The following is a 21517-nucleotide window of genomic DNA, read 5'->3' as shown; positions in this document are numbered from 1 at the left end:
GATGGTCCTCTCCCAGTTCGTTGGTCAGAGTTCGCGGAACGCCGTGCTGCGGCGCGCCCAGAGCGCGTAGGTCGCGAGCGAGACGACGGCGAGTCCGGCGATGATGTATAGGTCGGTCGGCTTCGTCGCGGCGGCGATCGTCGTATACAACGTATACCCGGCGCCCGCGATCGCGACGACCGGCGGCAGCGGCCACCATGGCATCCGGTAATGATGATCGACGTCGCGCCGCATCACGCGGCTCGCGAGCGCCGCGACGCCGACGGCGAGGTAGATGAGCAGCAGCAGATCGACGGTGAACGCAGTCAGCTCGTCGAGGCTCGACACGAACACGAGGAGCGTCGACGGCACCGCGAGCGTCAGCGTCGCAATCCACGGCGACTCGAAGCGCGGATGGATGCGCGTGAACGCGCCGTTGCACGAGCGCGCCCACAACGCATGGCGTCCGCTGCTGTACAGGAAGCGCCCGACCATGATGACGATCGCGATGATCGCATTGAACACCGACAGGAAGATGCCGCCGCTCACGACGCGCGACACGCCGGGATTGCTGAGCGCGCTGACGACATAGCCGATCGGATCGGCGCTCTTCGCGAGCTCGACGAACGACGGCGCGCCGAGCACGATCGCGGTCAGCGGCACGAGTTCGACGACGAGGATCACCGCGAGCGAGCAGATCACCGCCTTCGCGATGTCGCGGTTGCCGCCTTCGAGATCCTCGGCGAGAAACACGGCCGCGCCGAAGCCGTTGTAGCAGAAGATCGCCGTGCCGACGGCCGGCATGATCGCGGCGAGCGTCGCGGGCACGAGCGCGGCGCCGTTCGCGACGACCGGGTGCACGAGCGCGAGCGCCGATCGATGCGGCTCGGAGAAGCCGAGATACGCGATCAACGCGAGCACGAGGATCTCGATCACGAGAAACGCGCCGGTGATCCACGCATTGGTCCGGATGTTCAGGATGCCGAGAACATAGCTCGCGAGCACGATCGCGAGCGCGACCGACTGATTGCCGAAATGCGTGCCGAGCGCGGCGTTCAGGTAAGGCGCGGCGCCGCTCGCGAGCACGGCTGGGATGAACACGTTGACGGCGAGCACCGCGACGAACGTCAGATAGCCGGGCAGCGCGCCGAACACGCGCTTGACCATCACGTACTCGCCGCCCGCGCTGCGGTGCGCGGCGCTCAGTTCTGCGTAGCAAAGCGCGAACGCGAACGCGAGCAGCCCGCCCAGCACGAACGACATCACCGCGCCGCTGCCCGCCTGCTGGATCGCGAACGGCGCGATCACGAAGATCGAGCTCGCGGGCGTCACGCCCGACACCGTGATCATCACGACGTCGCGCACGCTGAGCGACCGCACGAGCGCATCCGGTGCGCGCACTTCAGCCGGCGCGGCGGACGCCACGCTCGAAGACTCCGATATCATCGCCATCTTGCACTCCTTTGCCGCGGGATTTTTGAACGCCCATACTCGGGCCACGCATGGGGCGCAGTCTAGGAAGCCAAATTGCGCGCCGCCATTCCCCCTTGGGGTTACGCCAAACCGGGTCGCACATGGACCGACTGTTCAGCGAAGTAGCGATGCATCAAGCGTTCGGACGCGCGCTCGATCACCTCGGCGAGCCGCGTTTCTGGCGCTTTCTGATCCTGTTTCTCAACGAGATCGTGCCGTTCGACAACGCGCTCGCGACCGCGCTCGGCCGCGACGGCGCGCCCGTCGTGCTCGACGAATACGACACGGGCGGCGCAAGCGGGCCGTCGCCCGTGCCGCTCTATCTCGACGGACTCTATCTGCTCGATCCGTTCCTGCAGGCCGCGCACGACGGCCTCGCGGACGGCTGCTATCGGCTCGAGGAAATCGCGCCCGACCTGTTCCGGCAAAGCGAGTATTTCCTCAGCTATTTCCGCGACGCGGTCGGCGAGGACGAGTTGCAGATCATCGTGCGCACGCGGCCCGACGAGACGCTGTCGCTGTCGCTCGGTGCGCACACGCGCTTCGGCACCGACGCGATCGGCCGGCTCGCCACGTGCGCGCCGTGGCTTTTCGCGGCGATCCGCCAGCAGCGCAAGCTGCAAGGCGACGCGGCGCGCGGACGCGCCGACGACGATCTCGCAGCGCGCGTCGAGCGCGCGCTCGCGAGCTTCGGCGCGGAGCTGCTGACCGAGCGCGAGATGGCGATCGCGCGGCTCGTGCTGCGCGGCAACTCGTCGAAGGCGATCGCCGAGCGGCTCGCGATCTCGCCCGAAACCGTCAAGGTGCATCGGCGGCACTTGTATTCGAAGCTCGGGATTTCGTCGCAGCCGGAGCTGTTCTCGCTGTTCCTGCAGGCGCTCGGGCACGACGTCCCGCGTTGATGCGACGGTGCACGCGAGCCGCGCGGCCGGCGGTTTTCCCGGCCGCGCGCGCGACGATCGCCTTTCCTCCTACCGGAAAACCGCCTATGGTTTGAAAGGGCTCGGAACGCATGCGGCACGGCCGCGACGCAATAGCGCCGTCGCGTCGGCGCCGCCCGTGCGTTCGCCGCGCCCGCCAGGACAAGGAGACAGCCATGAGAACCGCTTATGTCGCTTATGTCGCTTACGCGCTCGCGATCGGGTTCGCGCCGGTCGCCGCGCTCGCCGATGCGCCCGCGATGCCGAGCGGCGGCATGCTGGTCGCGGCCAACGGCATGACGCTTTACACGTTCGACAAGGACGCCCCGAACTCAGGGAAGAGCATGTGCAACGGCCCGTGCACGACGAACTGGCCGCCGTACAAGGCGAGCGCAACCGATCAGCCGACGGGCGGCTACACGATCATCAAGCGCGACGACGGCACGCTGCAATGGGCGTACCGGGGCAAGCCGCTCTATTTCTTCGCGAAGGACGCCGCGAAAGGCGACATGAAAGGCGACGGCTTCAAGGACGTCTGGCACGCACTGAAGGAGTAAACGCGCCGAGGGGGCGACGCGGCGAGATGACGTAAGCGGTGCGGTGCTGCGCGGGTGCAAGTGCAAGGCGAGTGCGAGCGCGGACATCGCAGCATAGCGCTTCTCTCGCACTCGCCTGGCGCCGCGCGCCGCACCTTCGATCGCGACGGTCGGTCGCGCGAGCGCCAAGCCTATCGAGAGCGGCACGCGCGTTCCATTGACGCGGAAGGTGCCGACGAGCAGCACCGTCAGCACACACGCGCAGTGCGGACCGCATGCGCGCCGCCATCGCGGACGCCAAATTCGACAGCATGCCTCGCGATACTTGCGCATTCCAGAACCTATCCCGGTCGACGCTGTAGCGCTGCGTCGCAAGTCGCACGTCTCGGCCCGCAACTCAAGGCCCGCGTATCGCCGCAATCGCGTGGCGCGCAAGTGCCTCGATGCGCGACGATCGGCCGTCTTCCGCCCGGACGCCGATGCCACCACAGCGCTCGATACACACGCGATATCGCGCCGCGACGCACCGCGAGCGTATCCGCCCGCGCATCGGAAAACCGCAGCCGCGCCGCCGAAGCCGCCCATCAGCGAACGGCGAACGTCGACACGACGATCGACAGCGAACGAAGAACGACGCGATGCCGCCCGCTCCGCACGCGACGCACGCGACGCACGCGCCGCACGCCGCGGGCCGCGCACGCCCGAAAAGAAAAAACCCGCGTTTCCGCGGGCTTCGAACAAGCCGTCGACGAAACGCGCCGCCGAACGACCTGGATGGGCCAAACTTGAAAGCTGCTCAGCGGCTCGACGGAAAGCTGAACACCGTCCCCTCACGCACGCCGGCCGACGGCCAGCGCTGCGTGATCGTCTTGCGCTTCGTGTAGAAGCGCACCGCGTCCGGGCCGTATGCGTGCAGATCGCCGAACAGCGACCGCTTCCAGCCGCCGAACGAGTGATAGGCGACGGGCACCGGCAGCGGCACGTTGATGCCGACCATCCCGACCTGGATGTTGTCGCTGAAGAAGCGCGCGGCTTCGCCGTCGCGCGTGAAGAGACACGTGCCGTTGCCGTACTCGTGCGCATCGACGAGCGCCATCGCGTCGCCGAGCGACGCGACGCGCACGACGCCGAGCACCGGCCCGAAAATCTCGTGCTGATAGATCGGCATGCCGGGCTTCACGTGATCGAACAGGCACGGGCCGAGGTAGTAGCCGCCGTCGTGGCCGTCGATCTTCACGCCGCGCCCGTCGACGACGAGCGACGCGCCCGCGGCGACGCCCGCGTCGACGAAACCCGTCACCTTCTCGAAATGCTGCTGCGTGACGAGCGGGCCCATGTCGACGCCGTCGCCCGTGCCCGGGCCGACCTTCATCTTCGCGATCTCGGCCGTGAGGCCTTCGACGATCTTGTCCGCCGTCTCGTCGCCGATCGCGACGACAAGCGGAATCGCCATGCAGCGCTCGCCGCACGAGCCGTACGCGGCGCCCATCAGCGCATTGACCGCGTTGCCGATGTCGGCGTCCGGCATCACGACCGCGAAGTTCTTCGCGCCGCCCAGCGCCTGCACGCGCTTGCCGTGCGCGCAGCCCGTCGTGTAGATGTACTCGGCGATCGGCGTCGAGCCGACGAAGCTCACCGCCTTCACGCGCGGATCGGTCAGGATCGTGTCGACCGCTTCCTTGTCGCCGTTGACGACGTTCAGCACGCCGGGCGGCAGGCCCGCTTCGAGCGCGAGCTCGGCCATCCTGAGCGTCGACGACGGCGTGCGCTCCGAAGGCTTCAGCACGAACGTGTTGCCGCATGCGACCGCCATCGGCCACATCCACAGCGGCACCATCACCGGGAAGTTGAACGGCGTGACCCCCGCGACGACGCCGAGCGCCTGGAACTCGCTCCACGAATCGATCGCCGGACCGACGTTCTTGCTGTGCTCGCCCTTCAGCAGCTCGGGCGCGTAGCTCGCGTATTCGACGTTCTCGATTCCGCGCTGCAGCTCGCCCATCGCATCGCCGAGCACTTTGCCGTGCTCGGCCGTGATCAGCGCGCACAGCTCGTCCGCGTGCGCCTCGAGCAGCGTCCTCAGGCGGCTCATCACGCGCGCGCGCTTCAACGGCGGCGTGTTGCGCCACGCCGGATACGCGGCCTGCGCGGCGGCGATCGCCGCTTCGACGGTCGGCTTGTCGGCGAGCTGCACGCTTTTCGCCGACGCGCCCGTCGCCGGGTCGAACACCGGCTGGATGCGGTCGCCGCCGTCGACGCGCTTGCCGCCGATCAGGTGGCCGAGGGTGGGGGTGACGTTGCTGTCGTGTTTCATCGCGATGTTTCCTGCAATCGTGTGTGTCGTTGAATCCGCGTCCGCGCGGCCGGGCGAACAAGCGCCGCGCCAACGTGCGCCGCGCGAGCCGGGCCGCAACCAGCCGGGCCCAGTCGAACCGTGCCGAACAGCGACCGCCGGATCGGGCGAACGCCGTCGCGCCGCCCGAGCGCGGCCGAAAACCGTCCGGCCGCCGTCCGAAGCGCGCGGCCCTGCGCGTCAGGCCGTCGCGATCAGCGCATCGTTCAGCGCGCTGATCAGGCTGTCGATCTCGCGCCTCTCGGCGATGAACGGCGGCGCGAGCTGAATCGTGTCGCCGCCGTAGCGCACGTAGAAGCCGTTCTTCCAGCAATGCATCGCGATCTCGTACGGACGGCGCGCGGGTTCGCCCGGCGCGTGCTCGATCGTCAGGCCCGCGGCGAGCCCGCAGTTGCGGATGTCGGCGACGTGGCGCACGCCCTTCAGGCCGTGCACGGCCGCCTCGAAATGCGGCGCGAGTTCGCGCACGCGGCCGATCGCGTCTTCCTTCTCGAGCAGGTCGAGCGCCGCGACGCCCGCCGCGCACGCGACCGGATGCGCCGAGTACGTATAGCCGTGCGGGAACTCGAGCATGTAGTCGAGGCCGCCCGCGGCCATGAACGTGTCGTAGATGTCCTGCTTCGCGATCACCGCGCCGAGCGGCTGCGCGCCGTTCGTCACCTGCTTCGCGACGTTCATGATGTCCGGCACGACGCCGAACGCCTCCGCGCCCGTCATTGCGCCCGCGCGGCCGAAGCCCGTGATGACTTCGTCGAAGATCAGCAGGATGTCGTGCGCGGTGCAGATCTCGCGCAGCCGCTGCAGATAGCCCTTCGGCGGCACCACGACGCCCGCCGAGCCCGAGAACGGCTCGACGATCACCGCGGCGATGTTCGACGCGTCGTGCAGCGCGATCAGGTCGAGCAGCCGGTCGGCCAGTTCGGCGCCGTGCTCGGGCAGCCCGCGCGAGAACGTGTTCTCGGGCAGTTGCGTGTGCGGCAGGAAATCGGCGTCGATGCCCTGGCCGAACAGCTTGCGGTTCGGCCCGATCCCGCCGACCGAGATGCCGCCGAAGTTCACGCCGTGATAGCCCTTCTCGCGGCCGATCAGGCGCGTCTTCGTGCCCTTGCCCTTTGCGCGCCAGTACGCGCGCGCCATCTTCAGCGACGTGTCGGCCGCTTCCGAGCCCGAGCCCGTGAAGAACACGTAGTCGAGGCCGGCGGGCGTCAGCGCCTTGATCCTGTTGGCCAGCGCGAAAGATTGCGGATGGCCGAACTGGAACGCCGGCGAATAGTCGAGCCGCGCGACCTGGCGAGCGACCGCGTCCGAGATCTCGGCGCGGCCGTGGCCGAGGCCGCAGCACCAGAGGCCGGACAGGCCGTCGAAGATCTTGCGGCCGTCGGCGTCCGTGTAGTACGCGCCCGTGCCTTCGACGATGATCCGCGGATCCTGCTTGAACTGGCGGTTCGCGGTAAACGGCATCCAGTGGGCGTCGAGCCACGCGGCGTCGGTGCGCAGGGGCGTGTCGGGGGTCGTCGGTTCGGTCAGAGCGTTCATGTCGGTCGGCATCGCGGCGCGCGGAGAAATGAAGATGTTGCGCATTGTCGAGTCGACGAATAGTCTTTTGAATATCGCAATATCAATGTTTACTTGAGCATTCATGCAAGCAAGAAAACCGAAGAGCCGCGCGCTCCTCGGCCAGCTCACCGACATGGACCTGCGCCTGCTGCGCGTGTTCAGGAGCGTCGTTCAGTGCGGCGGGATGGCGGCTGCCGAACTGGAGCTGAACATCGGAATCTCGACGATCAGCCGGCACGTAAAGGATCTCGAAACGCGCCTCGGCCTCGTGCTGTGCCGGCGCGGCCGCGCGGGCTTCACGCTGACGCCCGAGGGCCAGACCGTCTACGAGGAGACGCTGCGGCTGATGGCGTCGGTCGAGGCGTTCAGGAGCCGCGTCGACGGGATTCACGACCGGATGGGCGGCGAGCTGCACATCGCCGTGTTCGACAAGACCGCGACGAACCCGAAGGCGCGGCTCGGCGACGCGATCGGGCGCTTTCACGACGAAGCGCCGGACGTCGCGCTGAACCTGCACGTCGCGTCGATCAACGAGGTCGAGCGGGGGATCATCGACGGCAGTTATCAGGTCGGGATCATTCCCGCGCACCGAAGCTCGGGCAGCCTCGTCTATGCGGATCTCTTCGACGAACGGATGCTGCTCTACTGCGGCAAGCGCCATCCGCTGTTCGACGCGCCGCACGGCAAGCTGACATGGAGCCAGGTGCGCGGCTTCGCGTTCGCGGGGCTCGGCTACCATTCGCCGAACATGGAGCTGAGCCACCGCGCGAAGCTGACGCGCAGCGCGACGGCGTCCGATCAGGAATCGATCGCGACGCTGATTCTGTCGGGACGGTATCTCGGGTTCCTGCCCGATCACTATGCGGAGAGCTTCGAGGCGAAGGGGCTGATGCGGCCGGTCGCGCCGCAGCGGTTTCATTATTCGTGCCGGTTCGTGAGCCTGCTGCGGCGCTCGCCGCAGCCGTCGCGGGCAGCGCTGCTGTTCCAGGCCTGCCTGGAGGCCGCGCATGCGGCGGCGCCGGCGAAAGCATGAGCGCGAGGCCCGAATCCTCCGACATTCGGTCGATGAAGCCGGCAGCTTCCATGCGGCCGCCGCGGTCGACCGGTGCCAAGCGTGAAGACCGACGATTTCTTCATAGCCGTCCGAACGCCGCGCTCGGCTTGCACCGCGACCGTCCGCTCGCTCGCGGTGTGCGCCCCCTTTCCGCATTCTGATGCGAATGGCTCGTTCGGATTTGCGGCGAGGTCTTCGCCGCTTGCACGAACAGGCACGCGGGCACGCCGGATACTGCGGACAGCCGGGCGAAAACCGTTCGAATCGGATGAGCTTCGATGGTGAAAACGTAATCGAGCTTTCCGACGACACGTCACGTCACCGCCATATGCCCGAAGACCGGCGAGCCGACGTGCCTTTTCCGGACGATTTCCGCTCGAAAGGACTACGCCATCACCAGACCGGCGCGAATGCGATCGCGCGTGTTGCGTAGAAGACCACTTTCACTACAGGATGAGTCGTCGAAAGGGTGCGCACGCGCCAAGATCGTTCAAGGGAAGCCCGGCGGCATGCTCGGATTGTCTTCCCTTGCGAAGAAAACGTGACTGACGATGCGAAAGAACATGTTCGACGTGCCCGACGGGCGACGATCTTGAACGGCTCCGCGGGCCGTGCGCGCCAGCCGTCCACTACCGCCTCCCGCTCTGCGATAATTCCGCTTCCCGCATTCCTCCGCGCGCATGATGCGCCGCGCCAAGCCATGAACCCATCGTTGCCGCCCGCCTCCGCCGCGCTCCTGCCGCCGATCTCGTGCCTGCAGGACGGCGACCGCCCATGGCTGCCGATGGACGCGCGCCTGCCCGGGCTCGCGATCAAGTACCTGCACATCAACGTCGCCGACGACGAGATGACCGTGCTGCTCAAGATGCCGGTCGGGCTCGCGCTGCCGCGGCATCGGCACGACGGCGCGGTATTCGTCTACACGTTGCAGGGAGAGTGGCGCTATCGCGAATACGACTGGATCGCGCGGCCCGGCAGCACGGTGCTCGAGCCGGCGGGCTCGCACCATACGCCGGAGGCGATCGCGTCGGAGACGGGCGAAGTCGTGACGTTCAACGTGATGCGCGGCGATCTCGTGTTGCTCGACGAAGCGGGCAACGAGACGGCGCGCGAGAACGGCCGGGTCGCGCTGCTGCGCGAACGCAAGTTCGCTCGCGCGACGCCGGATGTCGCGCCGCCTTTCGTCACGCGCTGAACGCGCGCAGCGCGGCTTGCCGCACCGGATCGCCGCGCCGCGACTGATCGCAACCGGTCGACTGCAGTCGGTGACGAAACGCTGCCGGCCCGGCGCAGCCGCACGCGCGGAAGGCCGCGCATTCCCGGAGGCCGGCCCTGAGCGGTCTTGAACACGAAGCCGAATCATCACGCCGGTCGTCCCGCTTGGCTTGAACGGAGCGTGGGCACAACGGGGCGTCCAGTACCGCAGCCCGGTCGAATCGCGGCATCGGGGCCGTCCGTACCGACGGGCCGCAATTCATCGTCCGTCGATCGCGCGCAGCCGTTCTTGCCGCGCGTAGCCCACGCGATCGCTCCGGCGATCCGCCGATGCCGTGTCGCCGTCGCCTACCGCGCCCAAATTGATCGTGTGCGATCAACGAATGACTTCTCTCTAGTCGGCCCTGAACAATTCGTTTTGTCGCGCAGATGAAGCTACGCCGCCGACGGCGCAGCGGCTCGGAAGCTGAGCAAAGCGACGAGAATCAGGGCGTAAAAAAGCCGCAGGTTGCGCAGGATCATCCGCAGGTTGTGGCCAGCGCCGCACAGCACCGCATGAATCGCATCGCCCAACGAACCCTTGAGCCAATTTCGATCGAGCTTGCCGTCGGCCTTCATGTGCCCGATGGCCGGTTCGATTGCGCTGCGACGCCGGATCATTGCTCGCAGGCCGCGTGTGATACCGCGTCGCAAACCTGGGTGATAGACCTTCACACCATCGACGGCGACGCCCTTGTAGCCGCGGTCGACGACGGCGATCTCCGGCTGCACATCGCTCAGGATCGCCGCTTGTTCTAACGCTTCGGCCAACGTGTGCCCGTCGTATGGATTGCCCGGCATTGAACGAGCTCCGACTACCAGACCTTCCTTGTGCGTCGTGGTGATCGACACCTTCACGCCAAATTCGTACGGCTTGCGCGCTTTGCCTTTCGCCAGGCACTCCACTTCCGGCGCGTGCAGCGCATACAGCTTGTTTTTGTCCTTCTGCTTCTGCGTGAGAATCCGCTTCGTGCGGCTGATCAAGTCTTCCAACTCCGCGCGACTTTGCTGAACAACGCCTTCCAGTTGCCGCTCCACGTCACGCATCACGCGCCCCACTCGTGAACGCAAAGTGCGCAGCGCCTTCTTCATCCGCTTGTACTGCTTCGCATGCGCATAGCGCCCGATCTGGCCCGCCAGACGCGGCGCTTCGCGGTTGTAGTTCTGCCGCAGCTTCAGCCCGTGCTGGGCGGCGGCCTTCACCAGATGTTCCCGGCAACGTTCGAGCAGGCGCGAATCGGTGGGATGCGCAATCGCCTTTTCCATCACCGTCGTATCGACAATCACCCGCTTCAGGCTCGTCGTCTTGATGACCTTTGCGCGTTTGGCCGCTTCGATCGTCTCAGCCAACAGTTCTTCAACGCCGGCTTCGCCCAGGCGCTTACGCCAGCGCGTCAGGCTCGACGGATCGATCGGCGGTTTCGTCTGCAAGTACGTCTCGCCGGTGAACACTTGCCAGTACGGGTTCTCCAGCCATTGCCAGACGACCTCTTCATCCGACAGGTCGAACGCGTGCTGCAAGTACAGCAGCCCTGCGATCAAACGCGGCGACGTTGCCGGTCGGCCACGAGACGATGCGAAACTCGCACTCATCGTCGTGCTCAACCGAGCCCAGTCGATCAGATCGGCCAGGCGAATCAACGGATGCTTCAGATTGATCTGCTCGCGCAGCGGTTGGCGGAAGAAATCTCCCTCTGTCACCGGCAACTTCGGACCCATCCACACCTCGTCAGGATTTGCAGGATTCACGCGTCAATATGCCTGCTTCCTGCAAATCCAACAACACCGTTTCGGCCTCACCGCCTTTCCGTATAAGCCGTCCAGGATTGTTCAGGTTCGACTCTCTATCCGACATCCCGGCGCGCCGCCTGGGATCGCGACGGGCTTGTCGCAGCGATGGGCGGAACCGCCGCAGTCAACCGAACTGCGTCGCCGCCATGAACGAGACGCAGGCCGTCATCCAACGACATCTTGTGCATTGACATTCGCATGGGGAGCCGATGCGACCGGCAGATGCCGGATGACGCGAAGCTGTTCAGGGATCGCGCCGAGCCGTTCGCTCGCTTCGGCGTCGATCGCACTTGTCCCTGCGCCTCCTCAACACCATCGTCGTTTATATGAATTCAATACCAATATCCGTCATTTACGAAACCGTCACAATCAATCGACAAAAAAACTGAACAATAAGGATCGAGATTTTTTAAACCAGAAAGCCATTCAAGATACTTATTAATCACAAGGATCGATGAATTAATATTATTGGAACTTCGCAATTCCAAATAATAACCTTCGTTGTGCGCCGCAATACAGATCAAAATACTCATCATTTTCGCAGTACACCAACATCAAAGCGGCAACCATGAATGAATTTATTTCCAATTCAGCATCGCATTAATCAACGACATATTGCGGAGCACACTGGCGCCGATAGTTTCGAAAGCCCGGCAATATAGCACCGAGCATCAGCAGCACCTCAATCCAATGCATCAATACATTCCTCAAGGGAAAAGCCATGAGAAAAATCGTGACCGTTCTTTTGTCAGCCATGATGTTTGCGTCCTCCTACGCGTCCGCAGACATACTCTGCAAATCAGGACCGATCAGCAAAATCGAAACCGATACGAACGGCAACCTTCTGGCAACCATCGCCGACACCACTTATTCATTTAGCGAAAAAGAGACCTTTTCACTCATATACTCGGCCTTTTCCACGAACAGGATTTTCTACATCTACGCCAATGTATGCGCGAATGGAACGGCAGCGAGCCGATTCGCCATTCGATAACCAGGCGGTCAATCGATCCGCGAAATCCATTGCACTGGATTCTTTTACTTGATTTTCGGCCGACCGGCGATTGCCGATCGGCCGCCTCTTATTTTCATACGGTGCCGCGCCGCCGTGGCATGCAAATCCCGCCCTCCGCGCAGCGCGCTTTTCAACCTATTCCGGAAAGATGAAAAGCACGAGGCACTGGCATCGGCTCGCCGTGCACCACTCGCTTTCATTGAGGATCGGGATGCAGGAAATCCCGAACGGATTGGCGTCCGTTCAAATGACGATGCCGACAATCTCGATGTCGCCGGCGTTCGTCATAACTGGCATCGAGTAGACCGGCGGACACCGCGGCAAGACGGCCGGAGCATCGCCGCCGCCATATCGCCGGCCATGCGTCGCATTTTGGTCCAGCCGCCGACGGCAACATCCGGCTTTAAATGCTCGGCGCAGTTGACGTCCACGAGATCGCTGCATGCGCGCAGCGTATCCGGTCCGTGATCGATCGATGCGGGTCCGCGCACCGCGGGCACGAATCCGGTCACGCGCATGCGTCATCGAAGCGGCCTGGTGTGAGGGCGTCACGCGTGCCCTCGTCACGCGAGAGCGCTTCCACCCACCTCGCGTTTCCCGGATATTCGACGTGCAGATCCGATACGGAGAACACACGCACGTGACGGCCGGCCGCCTATCGCGCGCGGCGCCCGACGGCGCAGCCGAATGCGTTCATGCCGCCGTTTCGCGGAACTTGCCGTAGTGCAGGAGCCGCTCGTGACGGCGGGCGAGAAGCTGCTTCGCATCGAGCGACTCGACGTTTCGCAGGCTTTCCTGCAAGACGCGCCTGAGCATCAGCGCCATTTGTTGCGGATCGCGATGCGCGCCGCCCACCGGTTCGTTCGCGATCTTGTCGATCAAGCCCAGCGCCTTGAGCCGGTGCGCGGTCAGGCCCAGCGCGTTTGCCGCCTGCTCCGCGTAGTTCGGATTCTTCCAGAGAATGGACGAGCAGCTTTCGGGCGAAATAACGGAATAAGTCGCGAACTGGAGCATGATCGACACGTCGCAGACACCGATTGCGAGCGCGCCGCCCGAGCCGCCCTCGCCGATCACCGTCGTGACGATCGGCGTCTGGAGGCTCGCCATTTCCATCAGATTGCGACCGATTGCCTCGGACTGGTTGTGCTCCTCCGCATCGATCCCGGGCCAGGCGCCCGGCGTGTCGATGAACGTGAAGATCGGCAGCTTGAATTTCTCGGCGAGCTTGAAGAGCCGCAGCGCCTTTCTATATCCCTCGGGCCGCGGATAGCCGAAATTGCGCATCGCGCGCTCTTTCGTGTTGCGTCCCTTCTGGTGGCCGGCCACGACGCACGGCCGGTCGTTGAAGCGCGCGAGCCCGCCGACGATCGACTGGTCGTCCGCATAGCAGCGATCGCCGTGCAGCTCGTGGAAATCCGTGAACAGATAATTGACGTAATCGAGCGTGTACGGCCGCGCGGGATGTCGCGCCACCTGGACGATTTGCCACGGCGTCAGCCGCTCGTACAGTTCCTTCGTCAGCTTTTCGCTGCGCGCCGACAACCGGTTGATCTCCTCGGAGAGATCGATCGCCGATTCGTCCTCGGAACAACGCAGCGCGTCGATCTTCGCGTCCAGCTCGCCGATCGCCTTTTCGAAGTCAAGATACGTTACGTTCGTCATGTCGTGTTTCTCCGGCTGCAAATGCAGACGCTCAGGTATTCGACGTGAATTATCGCCGGACTGCCCACGCTTTTCGGCCGTTTTCGATATTCATTCGAAATGCGCGCATTCACCGTGGCGGAGAAATGAATAATCGAATGCCGCGAATGCGCCGCCATGCACGGCCGCGATACTATCACACCGCCCCTGGATCATCGCGCGGCGCACGTCCGTTATCGCATCGTCGGCGTTGCCCGGACGCCGCGCGTCCGCCGCGACGCACGCGCGACACAAGCGCGAACAGGCGCGAGACCGGCCGCCGGCCCCGGGGACGCGCGGCGCGAAGATAGCGCAGGCGCAGGAAAACGGCGCGCGGCGTCTCAGGTGATTTTGTCGAAATCGGCTACGCCGCCGAGGACGTTGATGCCCATCACCTTGCACGTCGCGCGTTGCGCCGCGATCAGCTTGGCATCGAAGGCCGGACCTTCGAGCGCGAGAAATTCCTCGCAAAACGGCAGCAATATCCCGATTTTTCGATGAAATTCATTTTCTAATCATGACGTGCCATGCAATAAAAATCGATTGGAAAGGAATGGTCGTCGCACCAGAATTGCGCCGAAAGGCTGAAAACGGTTTTCGAAAAATTCCGGTTCCAGAATGAAGCAGACGACATGGCTCCTTCGAGCACGGAGAAGTCACAGGCGTCTGCGCCATGCCGTCGCGTCGGGATTGCAGCATCGGCAATCGCGCAACGCGCGCCCCGATTCGATCCTTCGCGCATGCCTGGAAAAGCATCGCCATGGCGATGCGCGTGATCGCCGAACGAATGATTACCTGCCTCGTTCATAAGGCATCACGCATCCGACATCTCGCCTCCGACCGGCGAATCGAATCGATGCAATTGGCGCACGAGGCCGTCAGCGTGGCAATCCGCTGCATACGGGGGCGATTCAAGCATCGAATCGGTTGCGCCATACATTGCGTGCGCCATGCCGACAGGTCGGGCGCTCCATCTTCCGCACCAATCAGGCGGACAAATTCATCGGCGTTCGTCGTCAACTCCACGACGCCGCCGTTAAAGCCGTCTCGTCGATGCAATGTGCGCGCTCGAGGAATTCGTCCGTTGACGTCGATGGTGAAATCGCGAATCTGCGCAGCCCGTTGCCGGGCGCGTCGCGCCACATCGCATCCGATTCGGTTAGCGATCCGAATGCACTTGTCGTCGCCGGTCGCGTCCTTTCGGATGGTCGAGCGACCGCATCGTCTCAGGCGACGCCGCGGGCGCTCGATCTCGCCTCGAAAGCGCAAGCCATGCGCGATCCGATCGCCACGCACTCGACGAACGCGTCGACGACGATCCGTGGACAGGCTGCCGCCCACGCGCGCCCGGCGCGACGCCGGTCACCGATCCAGCGAAGCGTCACGCACATCTGCGATTCGCCTTCGATCACGCGCATCGAGGCCCGACATTCGGCCCGATCACGGAGACGACGAAGACCCCGAACGCCACCGCCGATCCGACGCCTTCCCGCGTCGACCGTTTCCAGCGCAGAGATCTTTCCAGCGAAGAGATCGTGCGACGCCGCGCGCGGCGGCGAAAAAGAGAAAGAGGAAGCGCGCGCTTGTCGGTCGCGACCGATGACCAAGCAAACGGTGCGACCGCCGCGCTCGCCCCTTTTGCACGACGCCGCCGACGAACGTCCTTCGACGCCGTTCGAATTCGGCTCACTCCGGATACGAGTCGTCGACCTTGAGTTTGGCGAGCTTGAAGATCGTGCGGAGCGTCCGGGGATGAATATCGCGCCGCGCGGCGAGCGACGACAAGATGAAATCGAGCACCTTCGCGTACTTGAGCAGCACGAGGCAGCTTTCGAGATCCGAGGTATGGGCGTGCATGCGCTCCGCGATCTGCAGCATCTCGTTGGACAGCGCACGCGCCATGTCGAGTTCGATCTGCTGCTTCTCGCCCCACGCGGGCTGCGGTTGCTCGAGCAGCTTGGCCAGGAAGGCTCGGAATTGCGTGTCGGACTGATTCGGGAGCGCGTCCATGTTTTGCTCCGTCCTATGTTGGGCGAGCGGATCAGGTCGATACGCCCGTCGGTTAGCACGTGTTTGCGCCGATCGGCCGGCGCAAACACGTGCGCGATGCGCCGCAGAATCCGTGCCAGCGTCGAGAATGTGGGTCGCGAGAAAGCCGGCAGCAGCTCGGCGATGGCCGTTCAGCCCCGTAACCAGGCGGCCCGAACACAGCAGGATCAACGACGCCCGCCTTCGCAGCGCATCCTGTCTCGGCCATTCTGACGCGAGGCCATCATCAAAATGATTCACAGATGTTACGTAACACGTATCGCTGCAATCGAGACGCGACTGTGCGTCTCGAACATGAAACGCCGCGCCTTGTCAGCCCCCACCACGCTCGCGTCAGGTTGGCAGACATCGAGCGATGGGCATGCAGTCCGCGTTCGCGCCCGCATCGAGCATACCGGCGGCGACACGCTACGCGTCCGATCCATCACACCTCGATCGCTGCGAGTTTCATACCAGGAATCCGCGCTCGAAGCGCGGCGACGATCGAAGATCGAGGGCGAGCGCAATCCCGTCCGCAATCGCATCGTCCCCGGACAATCGGCGGCCACGCCCGCGCCCCGCCACCCTCGGCGGCTATGTACGACGAATGTCATGCGAGCCGAATTCGGCGCATACATAACATCCGCCTTTTGGGGTCCTAGTGAAATCACCTTTTACACACTTTTACAGTAGCGCACCGGCGATTTCACTAGCCTGAATTCAATCGCAGCGCCTTGGCCGCATGGGTCTTCACGGGCCGCTCGATTCTTCATTGCAAGTTCAAGACCGCGTGCGCATGCGTTGCGCGGTTACGGGGCTGATCTTGGGCCGGTACAGCCGGCCTTTTCATACGGTGCGTCGATCCGACGGATGCTCGGACGCGGCGCTCTGCAGGCAACCAACTAGACCGAAAAGCCGGCATCGGCGCGCTCACGCTCATGCGCGACGGAACCGGCTCGATTCGACAGCAGCGCACAGGGCCGACGAACGGCGCTGGGCGTGCGAGATCCTTTGTCTCTTTGTTCGCATTTTTGCCATGCAGGAGAGCAACATGCCCGACCAGCAACTCGAGAACCGCCCGGCCGATACCCGCTCTGCACTGCTCGCGACGCGCGACGAATCGGTGACGCGCGGCCGCCGCGTACGGCGCCCGCTCTGGCATCTCGTCCCGCGCACCGCCAGTTACGGCTTGGTGCTCTTCGTCATCTGGATGGTGCTGACCATGATGTTCCCCAACATCTTCACGCGCTCGTCCGAACGCGCGGTGGTCGACAGCCAGGTGACGCTCGTCACGTCGCCGGTCGAAGGCGTCGTGACCGAGCAGCACGTCGCGATCGGCAAGTCGTTCGAAGCCAATCAGCCGCTGATGACGGTGCAGAATCCCAACATCGATCGTGCGCTGCTGATCGACCTGACCGGCAAGGCGCTCGACAATCAGCAGCACCACGACGCGGCGCGCGCCGAGCTCGCGGGCGACGAGAGCCAGCTTGCCGCGACTCAGCGTGATCTGCAGCGCTATCAGGCTGCGTCGCAAAAGGAACATGCGGCCGACATCCACGCGCTGCAGGCGCGACTGGCGGCTGCGAAAGCGCAAGTCGACCAGCAGGAAGACGTGGTCAACCGCAACCAGGCGATGCAGTGGGCGGGCGCCGTGAGCGAGGCGTACACGAATGCCTCGCGCTACCAGTTGTCGATCCTGTCCAACGCCAAGGCCGCCGCGGCCGCCGAGCTCGAACACGCGATCGCCAACGGCGACGCGTCGCGGAGCAAGGTCTACGCTTCCGCTACCGACGGCCCGGTCGCGTCGCTCGCGCAGCGCAGCCGGCTGCTCAGCGCAGACATCGTGCAGCGCAAGGCCGAGATGACGCAGTTCGACGCCTACGGCCAATCGGTGGACAAACTGATCGACGCCGAGAAGGAGCGGCTCGAGCGCCTGACCAACCTCGAGATCCGATCGAGCGAGCCGGGCGTGGTGGAGGACGTGCTCGCGCCGCCCGGCACCCGCGTGGCCGCCGGCGCGACCTTGATCCGCGTGAGCAATTGCGCGCAATCGCGCGTGGTGGCGGTGTTCCCGCGCAGCCTGAGCGACGACCTGCTGCCCGGCACGCATCTGAACGTGCGCATGGACGGCGTGCCGTTCCTGCTGCCCGCTTCGGTGTCCGAGGTGCTGCCGCGCGCGTCCGAAGGCGAGCAGGCGCGCTATTTCGTGCCCTTCCCGCCCATCGAGAAGAACGAGATCTACGTGATCGCCAAGCTGAACCGGCCGCTCGCGTCGCTGCCTCACGGCGCGAGCGGCGATCCGACGGAGCGCTGCGCAATGGGCCACTGGGCCAAAGTGAGCCTCGACCAGAGCTGGCTCGTCAGCAACGTCTCCGATCTGGGCCACCTCGACCCGAACTGGCTGGACGGCTTCAAGTCGACCGTCGACCGCGGCCGGCGCTGGCTCGACGAGTTCAAGCCGACCGGCCGGCGCTGGCTGAACGACTTGAAGGCGACCGTCGATCGCGGCCGCCACTGGCCGGAAAACATCAAGTCGCTCGCCTGAGCGCGTGCGGACAAGTGCCGATGAAACTTCACATCATGCACTGCTTGCGCAAAGTGGCATGGCTGGCGATGTTGCCGATGGCGCCCGTCATGCTCGCCCCCTGCCACGCCCACGGCGCGGAGCGCCCGCCGCAGCGCGCCGAACTGCTGGCCGCCGGATGCAAGACGCTGACCGAGCGCGTCGCGGCCGTGCCCGGCTCGGGACCCGTCTTTCTCGGCAGCTACGAGCCAGCGCCCGGCGGCGCGGCGCTGGCGCCGGCACTGACGCAGGCGGCGTTCGTCTACGACAACGCACTCGCCAGCGTCGCGCTGGTGGCCTGTGGCCGCCCCGACGAGGCGCGCCGCATTGCCGACGCGATACTGCAAGCCAGCAGGCAGGATCGCCATTACCACGACACGCGCGTGCGCAACGCTTACCGGGCCGGCGCGCTGCCGACCGGCGCGGCGCCGCTGCCCGGCTGGTGGGACGCACCGAGCAAACGGTGGTTCGAGGATGCGTATCAGGCCGGCACCGCCACCGGCAACGTCGCCTGGGCCGCGTTGTCGCTGCTCGCCGTGCACGAAGCGACGCACGACGAGCGCTATCTCGACGGCGCCGCCGCGCTGATGAGCTGGGTCGATCCGGGCCGGCTCGATGCCACCGCGCCGGCCGGCTATGTCGGCGGCGAGTTCGGGCACGAACCTCGCCCGATCCGCCAGGGGTGGAAATCCACCGAGCACAACGTCGATGCGTACGCAGTCTTTCATTGGCTCGCGGAGCGCACGGGCGAAGCCCGCTGGCGCGCCGCCGCGGAGCGTTCGCGGGGCTTCGTCGCGGCCATGTGGGATGCGCGCGAAGGCCGCTTCCTGATCGGCACGCGCGACGACGGCCACAGCCCCAACATCGGTCCGTCGGCGCTCGACGCGTCGCTATGGCCGCTGCTCGCGATACCGGACGCGCCGGCCGACTGGCGCCGCAGCCTCGCCTGGGTCGAGCGAGCGCACCGCATCGACGGCGGCTACGGCTTCAACGCCCATCCGGACGGCCTATGGACGGAAGGCACCGGCCAGGCGGCGCTCACGCTGCAAGCGGTCGGCGACGACGACAAGGCGCGGCCGCTGTGGGCGCTGCTGCTCGCGCAGCGCGCGCCTTCCGGCCTGCTCTATGCGACGCCCGAGCCACGCATCCGCACCGGCCTGTCGATCGGCCCGACGTCGACCACCGAGGACTTCTATTACTTCCATCTCCCGCACCTGGGCGCCACCGCGTGGGCCGTGCTCGCAGCGGCGGGCTGGAACCCGTTTCGCCCCGGCGGCTGCCTGCCCGCCGGCTGCCCAGGCCCACGCACCGCCGCCCCCAATGCCCGGAATACTCAGGAGTGACGATGTTCGATCTCTTTCTCGAAAACCAGTCATTGCTCGACATCAACGGCGGCGTGCTGCTGGTCGTGCTGCTGCTGACGCTGCTCGGCAAGCGTGAGCGCGCCGTCGATCGCATCCTGTTCGGCGGCATCACCGTCGTGCTGCTGATCGTCTATCTGATCTGGCGCGCGACCCAGACGCTGCCCGAGCCTCGCATGGACTTCCCGAGCGTGTGGTCGCACGTCTTCTTCGGCTTCGAGTGCACGGCGCTCGCCTACACGCTCATCTCCGTCGTCGTGCTCTCCCGCGCCACCAACCACACGCCCGACGCCGATGCCGGCGAAGCCGCGCTGCGGCGCGCCGCGAAGGTGCCGCGCGTCGACATCTTCATCGCCACGTACAACGAAGGGCTGGACATCCTGGAGAAGACCATCGTCGCGGCGTTCGCGATCGACTATCCGGACTTCCGCGTCTGGGTGCTGGACGACACGCGCCGCGACTGGCTCAAGGCATTCTGCGAGCAGGTGGGCGCGCATTACGTCACGCGCGCGGACAACACGCACGCGAAGGCCGGCAATCTCAACAACGGGCTGCGCCGGAGCGCGCAGAGCGAAGACGGCGGCGCACCCTACATCATGGTGCTCGACGCCGATTTCGCGCCTCACCGGAAGATCCTGCTGCGCACGATCGGCCTCTTCTCCGATCCGACAGTCGGCGTCGTGCAAACGCCGCAGTTCTACTACAACGCCGATCCCGTGCAGTACAACCTGCGCTCGACCGAATGCTGGGTCGACGAGCAGCGCGCGTTCTTCGACGTCATGCAGCCCGCCAAGGATGCGTGGGGCACGGCATTCTGCATCGGCACCTCGTTCGTCGTGCGGCGCGATCTGGTCGAGCTGATCGGCGGCTTCCCCACCGGCACGGTCACCGAAGACATCCACCTGACCTATCGGCTGATGCCGCACGGCTATGTGACGCGCTGGCTCAACGAGCGGCTTTCGGTCGGGCTATCTGCCGAAGGGCTGCCGGAGTACATCAGCCAGCGCAGCCGCTGGGGACTCGGCACGATCCAGGTCGCCCTCACGCGGGACGGCCCGTTGCTCGGTCGCGGCTACACGTTCACCGAGCGGCTGCACTACGTGCACGGGATGCTGCACTGGCTGAGCCGCCCCTTCACGCTGATGCTGCTCATCGGGCCGCCGCTGTACTGGTACTTCGACGTCCCCACGCTGTACGGCGAGCCGATGCAGTTCCTCGCCTACGGCCTGCCCGCGCTGATCGGCTACTGGGGCTACAGCATGTGGATCACCGGACGGCGCGCGCTGCCGATCTTCACCGAGGTCACGCAGATCGTCTGTGCGCTGGCGGTCAGCGCGTCGCTCGCAAGCGCGATCGTCCGGCCGTTCGGGCGGCCCTTCAAGGTGACGAACAAAGGACTGGACCGCTCGAAGCTCATCATCCACGGCAAGTTCGTGGCGCTCTATGCGAGCCTGATCGGGCTGTCGGCGCTCGGGCTGGGGCGCGCGTTGCTGGTCGATCCGGCGTCGCCGGGACTGGTGTTCAACTCGGTGTGGACCAGCATTGCGCTCGCGCTCTACCTCACGTCGCTGCTGGTGTGCGTGGAATTGCCGCGACCGCGCAAGGAGGAGCGCTTTCCGTATCGCGTGCGTGCGCTGCTGCGCTTGGGCGAACGGGAATATTCCGTCACCACGCGCGATCTGTCGTGCAACGGCGCGGCCGTGACGACCCCGCTCGCGTCGTCCTTGCCCGTAGGCAGCGAAGGCGCGCTGTGGCTCGAGCAGACCGGCTGGGTACCGTGCCGCATCGCGCGCCGCCAGGGCTCGCTGGTCGGCGTCGCGCTCCATGCGGACATCGCGGCGCGGCACAGCCTGATCCGCATGCTGTTCGGCGATCCGCCGCACAACATCGCCGCGCAGGGCCAGCCCCGGCTCGCCCTCTCGCGCCTGATGCAGCGCGCGCTGTCGGGCTGAG

The 21517-nt window shown here is 65.4% G+C and carries 19 protein-coding genes; 9 read left to right on the top strand and 10 right to left on the bottom strand.

Annotated features, from left to right (window positions below):
• Positions 1-24: 24 nt before the first annotated feature.
• Positions 25-1431 (bottom strand): APC family permease, encoded by a 1407-nt coding sequence (locus WS70_RS22855; RefSeq protein WP_059469682.1) that lies wholly within the window; start codon positions 1429-1431, stop codon positions 25-27.
• A gap of 149 nt (positions 1432-1580) precedes the next feature.
• On the opposite strand from WS70_RS22855, the gene WS70_RS22850 reads away from it, so the two are divergent.
• Complete coding sequence (locus WS70_RS22850) at positions 1581-2354, top strand: helix-turn-helix transcriptional regulator (protein WP_226382943.1); 774 nt, start codon at positions 1581-1583, stop codon at positions 2352-2354.
• Between the two features lie 194 nt (positions 2355-2548).
• Complete coding sequence (locus tag WS70_RS22845) at positions 2549-2929, top strand: COG4315 family predicted lipoprotein (protein ID WP_059596425.1); 381 nt, start codon at positions 2549-2551, stop codon at positions 2927-2929.
• 775 nt (positions 2930-3704) lie between these two features.
• Here WS70_RS22845 and WS70_RS22840 read toward each other — a convergent pair.
• Together WS70_RS22840 and aptA are read right to left on the bottom strand one after the other, a co-directional pair.
• Positions 3705-5222, bottom strand: coding sequence for a CoA-acylating methylmalonate-semialdehyde dehydrogenase (locus tag WS70_RS22840; protein WP_059596426.1), 1518 nt, complete (start codon positions 5220-5222; stop codon positions 3705-3707).
• Between the two features lie 219 nt (positions 5223-5441).
• Entirely contained in the window at positions 5442-6842 is a 1401-nt protein-coding gene (aptA, locus tag WS70_RS22835; protein ID WP_203236022.1) for an omega-aminotransferase AptA, read from the bottom strand.
• A gap of 58 nt (positions 6843-6900) precedes the next feature.
• On the opposite strand from aptA, the gene WS70_RS22830 reads away from it, so the two are divergent.
• The 3 genes from WS70_RS22830 (at position 6901) to WS70_RS22825 (ending at position 9067) form a co-directional block, all read left to right on the top strand.
• Complete coding sequence (locus WS70_RS22830; protein ID WP_059469677.1) at positions 6901-7851, top strand: LysR family transcriptional regulator; 951 nt, start codon at positions 6901-6903, stop codon at positions 7849-7851.
• A 289-nt stretch (positions 7852-8140) separates the two neighbouring features.
• Positions 8141-8305: a hypothetical protein gene (locus WS70_RS31790; RefSeq protein WP_159082947.1), complete on the top strand. Its 165-nt coding sequence runs from the start codon at positions 8141-8143 to the stop codon at positions 8303-8305.
• A 267-nt stretch (positions 8306-8572) separates the two neighbouring features.
• Positions 8573-9067, top strand: a complete 495-nt coding sequence (locus WS70_RS22825; RefSeq protein WP_059596427.1) for a 2,4'-dihydroxyacetophenone dioxygenase family protein — start codon at positions 8573-8575, stop codon at positions 9065-9067.
• 455 nt (positions 9068-9522) lie between these two features.
• Here WS70_RS22825 and WS70_RS22820 read toward each other — a convergent pair whose 3' ends face one another.
• Positions 9523-10845, bottom strand: coding sequence for an IS5 family transposase (locus WS70_RS22820; protein WP_059474209.1), 1323 nt, complete (start codon positions 10843-10845; stop codon positions 9523-9525).
• A gap of 793 nt (positions 10846-11638) precedes the next feature.
• On the opposite strand from WS70_RS22820, the gene WS70_RS22815 reads away from it, so the two are divergent.
• Positions 11639-11911: a hypothetical protein gene (locus tag WS70_RS22815; RefSeq protein ID WP_059597916.1), complete on the top strand. Its 273-nt coding sequence runs from the start codon at positions 11639-11641 to the stop codon at positions 11909-11911.
• A 305-nt stretch (positions 11912-12216) separates the two neighbouring features.
• Here WS70_RS22815 and WS70_RS31785 read toward each other — a convergent pair whose 3' ends face one another.
• The 6 genes from WS70_RS31785 to WS70_RS22790 all read right to left on the bottom strand — a co-directional run bounded on the left by WS70_RS31785 (position 12217) and on the right by WS70_RS22790 (position 15622).
• Entirely contained in the window at positions 12217-12450 is a 234-nt protein-coding gene (locus WS70_RS31785) for a hypothetical protein (RefSeq protein ID WP_156441187.1), read from the bottom strand.
• 175 nt (positions 12451-12625) lie between these two features.
• Positions 12626-13594, bottom strand: coding sequence for an acetyl-CoA carboxylase carboxyltransferase subunit alpha (locus tag WS70_RS22805; protein ID WP_059597920.1), 969 nt, complete (start codon positions 13592-13594; stop codon positions 12626-12628).
• A 359-nt stretch (positions 13595-13953) separates the two neighbouring features.
• Positions 13954-14094, bottom strand: coding sequence for a hypothetical protein (locus tag WS70_RS31780; RefSeq protein WP_159082946.1), 141 nt, complete (start codon positions 14092-14094; stop codon positions 13954-13956).
• A 29-nt stretch (positions 14095-14123) separates the two neighbouring features.
• Positions 14124-14420 carry a hypothetical protein gene (locus tag WS70_RS31775; RefSeq protein WP_159082945.1) on the bottom strand — a complete coding sequence of 99 codons (297 nt, stop codon included), beginning with the start codon at positions 14418-14420 and terminating at the stop codon, positions 14124-14126.
• A 418-nt stretch (positions 14421-14838) separates the two neighbouring features.
• The gene (locus tag WS70_RS22795) at positions 14839-15030 is read right to left on the bottom strand and encodes a hypothetical protein (protein WP_059469674.1); all 192 of its coding nucleotides are present in this window, start codon (positions 15028-15030) and stop codon (positions 14839-14841) included.
• 268 nt (positions 15031-15298) lie between these two features.
• Positions 15299-15622, bottom strand: a complete 324-nt coding sequence (locus tag WS70_RS22790; RefSeq protein WP_059469673.1) for a hypothetical protein — start codon at positions 15620-15622, stop codon at positions 15299-15301.
• 1054 nt (positions 15623-16676) lie between these two features.
• Between WS70_RS22790 and WS70_RS22780 the strand changes: the two genes are divergently transcribed.
• The 3 genes from WS70_RS22780 to WS70_RS22770 are packed head-to-tail and all read left to right on the top strand — an operon-like array spanning position 16677 to position 21516.
• Entirely contained in the window at positions 16677-18185 is a 1509-nt protein-coding gene (locus WS70_RS22780; protein WP_059469672.1) for an HlyD family secretion protein, read from the top strand.
• Positions 18186-18220: 35 nt separating this feature from the next.
• Positions 18221-19546, top strand: coding sequence for a glycoside hydrolase family 88 protein (locus WS70_RS22775; RefSeq protein ID WP_418230172.1), 1326 nt, complete (start codon positions 18221-18223; stop codon positions 19544-19546).
• Between the two features lie 2 nt (positions 19547-19548).
• Positions 19549-21516 (top strand): glycosyltransferase, encoded by a 1968-nt coding sequence (locus WS70_RS22770; RefSeq protein WP_059597915.1) that lies wholly within the window; start codon positions 19549-19551, stop codon positions 21514-21516.
• Position 21517: the final 1 nt, after the last annotated feature.

The organism is Burkholderia mayonis (assembly GCF_001523745.2).
GTDB lineage: Bacteria > Pseudomonadota > Gammaproteobacteria > Burkholderiales > Burkholderiaceae > Burkholderia > Burkholderia mayonis.
Note: the sequence above shows the minus strand (reverse complement) of the source record. Positions and strands in the feature narration are given on the sequence as shown.

What these genes read in the sequence shown, in the direction of transcription:
- WS70_RS22855 (WP_059469682.1), bottom strand. Translation starts at nt 1,431, where the DNA reads ATGGCGATGATATCGGAGTCTTCGAGCGTGGCGTCCGCCGCGCCGGCT.
- WS70_RS22850 (WP_226382943.1), top strand. Translation starts at nt 1,581, where the DNA reads ATGCATCAAGCGTTCGGACGCGCGCTCGATCACCTCGGCGAGCCGCGT.
- WS70_RS22845 (WP_059596425.1), top strand. Translation starts at nt 2,549, where the DNA reads ATGAGAACCGCTTATGTCGCTTATGTCGCTTACGCGCTCGCGATCGGG.
- WS70_RS22840 (WP_059596426.1), bottom strand. Translation starts at nt 5,222, where the DNA reads ATGAAACACGACAGCAACGTCACCCCCACCCTCGGCCACCTGATCGGC.
- aptA (WP_203236022.1), bottom strand. Translation starts at nt 6,842, where the DNA reads ATGCGCAACATCTTCATTTCTCCGCGCGCCGCGATGCCGACCGACATG.
- WS70_RS22830 (WP_059469677.1), top strand. Translation starts at nt 6,901, where the DNA reads ATGCAAGCAAGAAAACCGAAGAGCCGCGCGCTCCTCGGCCAGCTCACC.
- WS70_RS31790 (WP_159082947.1), top strand. Translation starts at nt 8,141, where the DNA reads ATGAGCTTCGATGGTGAAAACGTAATCGAGCTTTCCGACGACACGTCA.
- WS70_RS22825 (WP_059596427.1), top strand. Translation starts at nt 8,573, where the DNA reads ATGAACCCATCGTTGCCGCCCGCCTCCGCCGCGCTCCTGCCGCCGATC.
- WS70_RS22820 (WP_059474209.1), bottom strand. Translation starts at nt 10,845, where the DNA reads ATGGGTCCGAAGTTGCCGGTGACAGAGGGAGATTTCTTCCGCCAACCG.
- WS70_RS22815 (WP_059597916.1), top strand. Translation starts at nt 11,639, where the DNA reads ATGAGAAAAATCGTGACCGTTCTTTTGTCAGCCATGATGTTTGCGTCC.
- WS70_RS31785 (WP_156441187.1), bottom strand. Translation starts at nt 12,450, where the DNA reads ATGCGCGTGACCGGATTCGTGCCCGCGGTGCGCGGACCCGCATCGATC.
- WS70_RS22805 (WP_059597920.1), bottom strand. Translation starts at nt 13,594, where the DNA reads ATGACGAACGTAACGTATCTTGACTTCGAAAAGGCGATCGGCGAGCTG.
- WS70_RS31775 (WP_159082945.1), bottom strand. Translation starts at nt 14,420, where the DNA reads ATGAACGAGGCAGGTAATCATTCGTTCGGCGATCACGCGCATCGCCAT.
- WS70_RS22795 (WP_059469674.1), bottom strand. Translation starts at nt 15,030, where the DNA reads ATGCGCGTGATCGAAGGCGAATCGCAGATGTGCGTGACGCTTCGCTGG.
- WS70_RS22790 (WP_059469673.1), bottom strand. Translation starts at nt 15,622, where the DNA reads ATGGACGCGCTCCCGAATCAGTCCGACACGCAATTCCGAGCCTTCCTG.
- WS70_RS22780 (WP_059469672.1), top strand. Translation starts at nt 16,677, where the DNA reads ATGCAGGAGAGCAACATGCCCGACCAGCAACTCGAGAACCGCCCGGCC.
- WS70_RS22775 (WP_418230172.1), top strand. Translation starts at nt 18,221, where the DNA reads ATGCACTGCTTGCGCAAAGTGGCATGGCTGGCGATGTTGCCGATGGCG.
- WS70_RS22770 (WP_059597915.1), top strand. Translation starts at nt 19,549, where the DNA reads ATGTTCGATCTCTTTCTCGAAAACCAGTCATTGCTCGACATCAACGGC.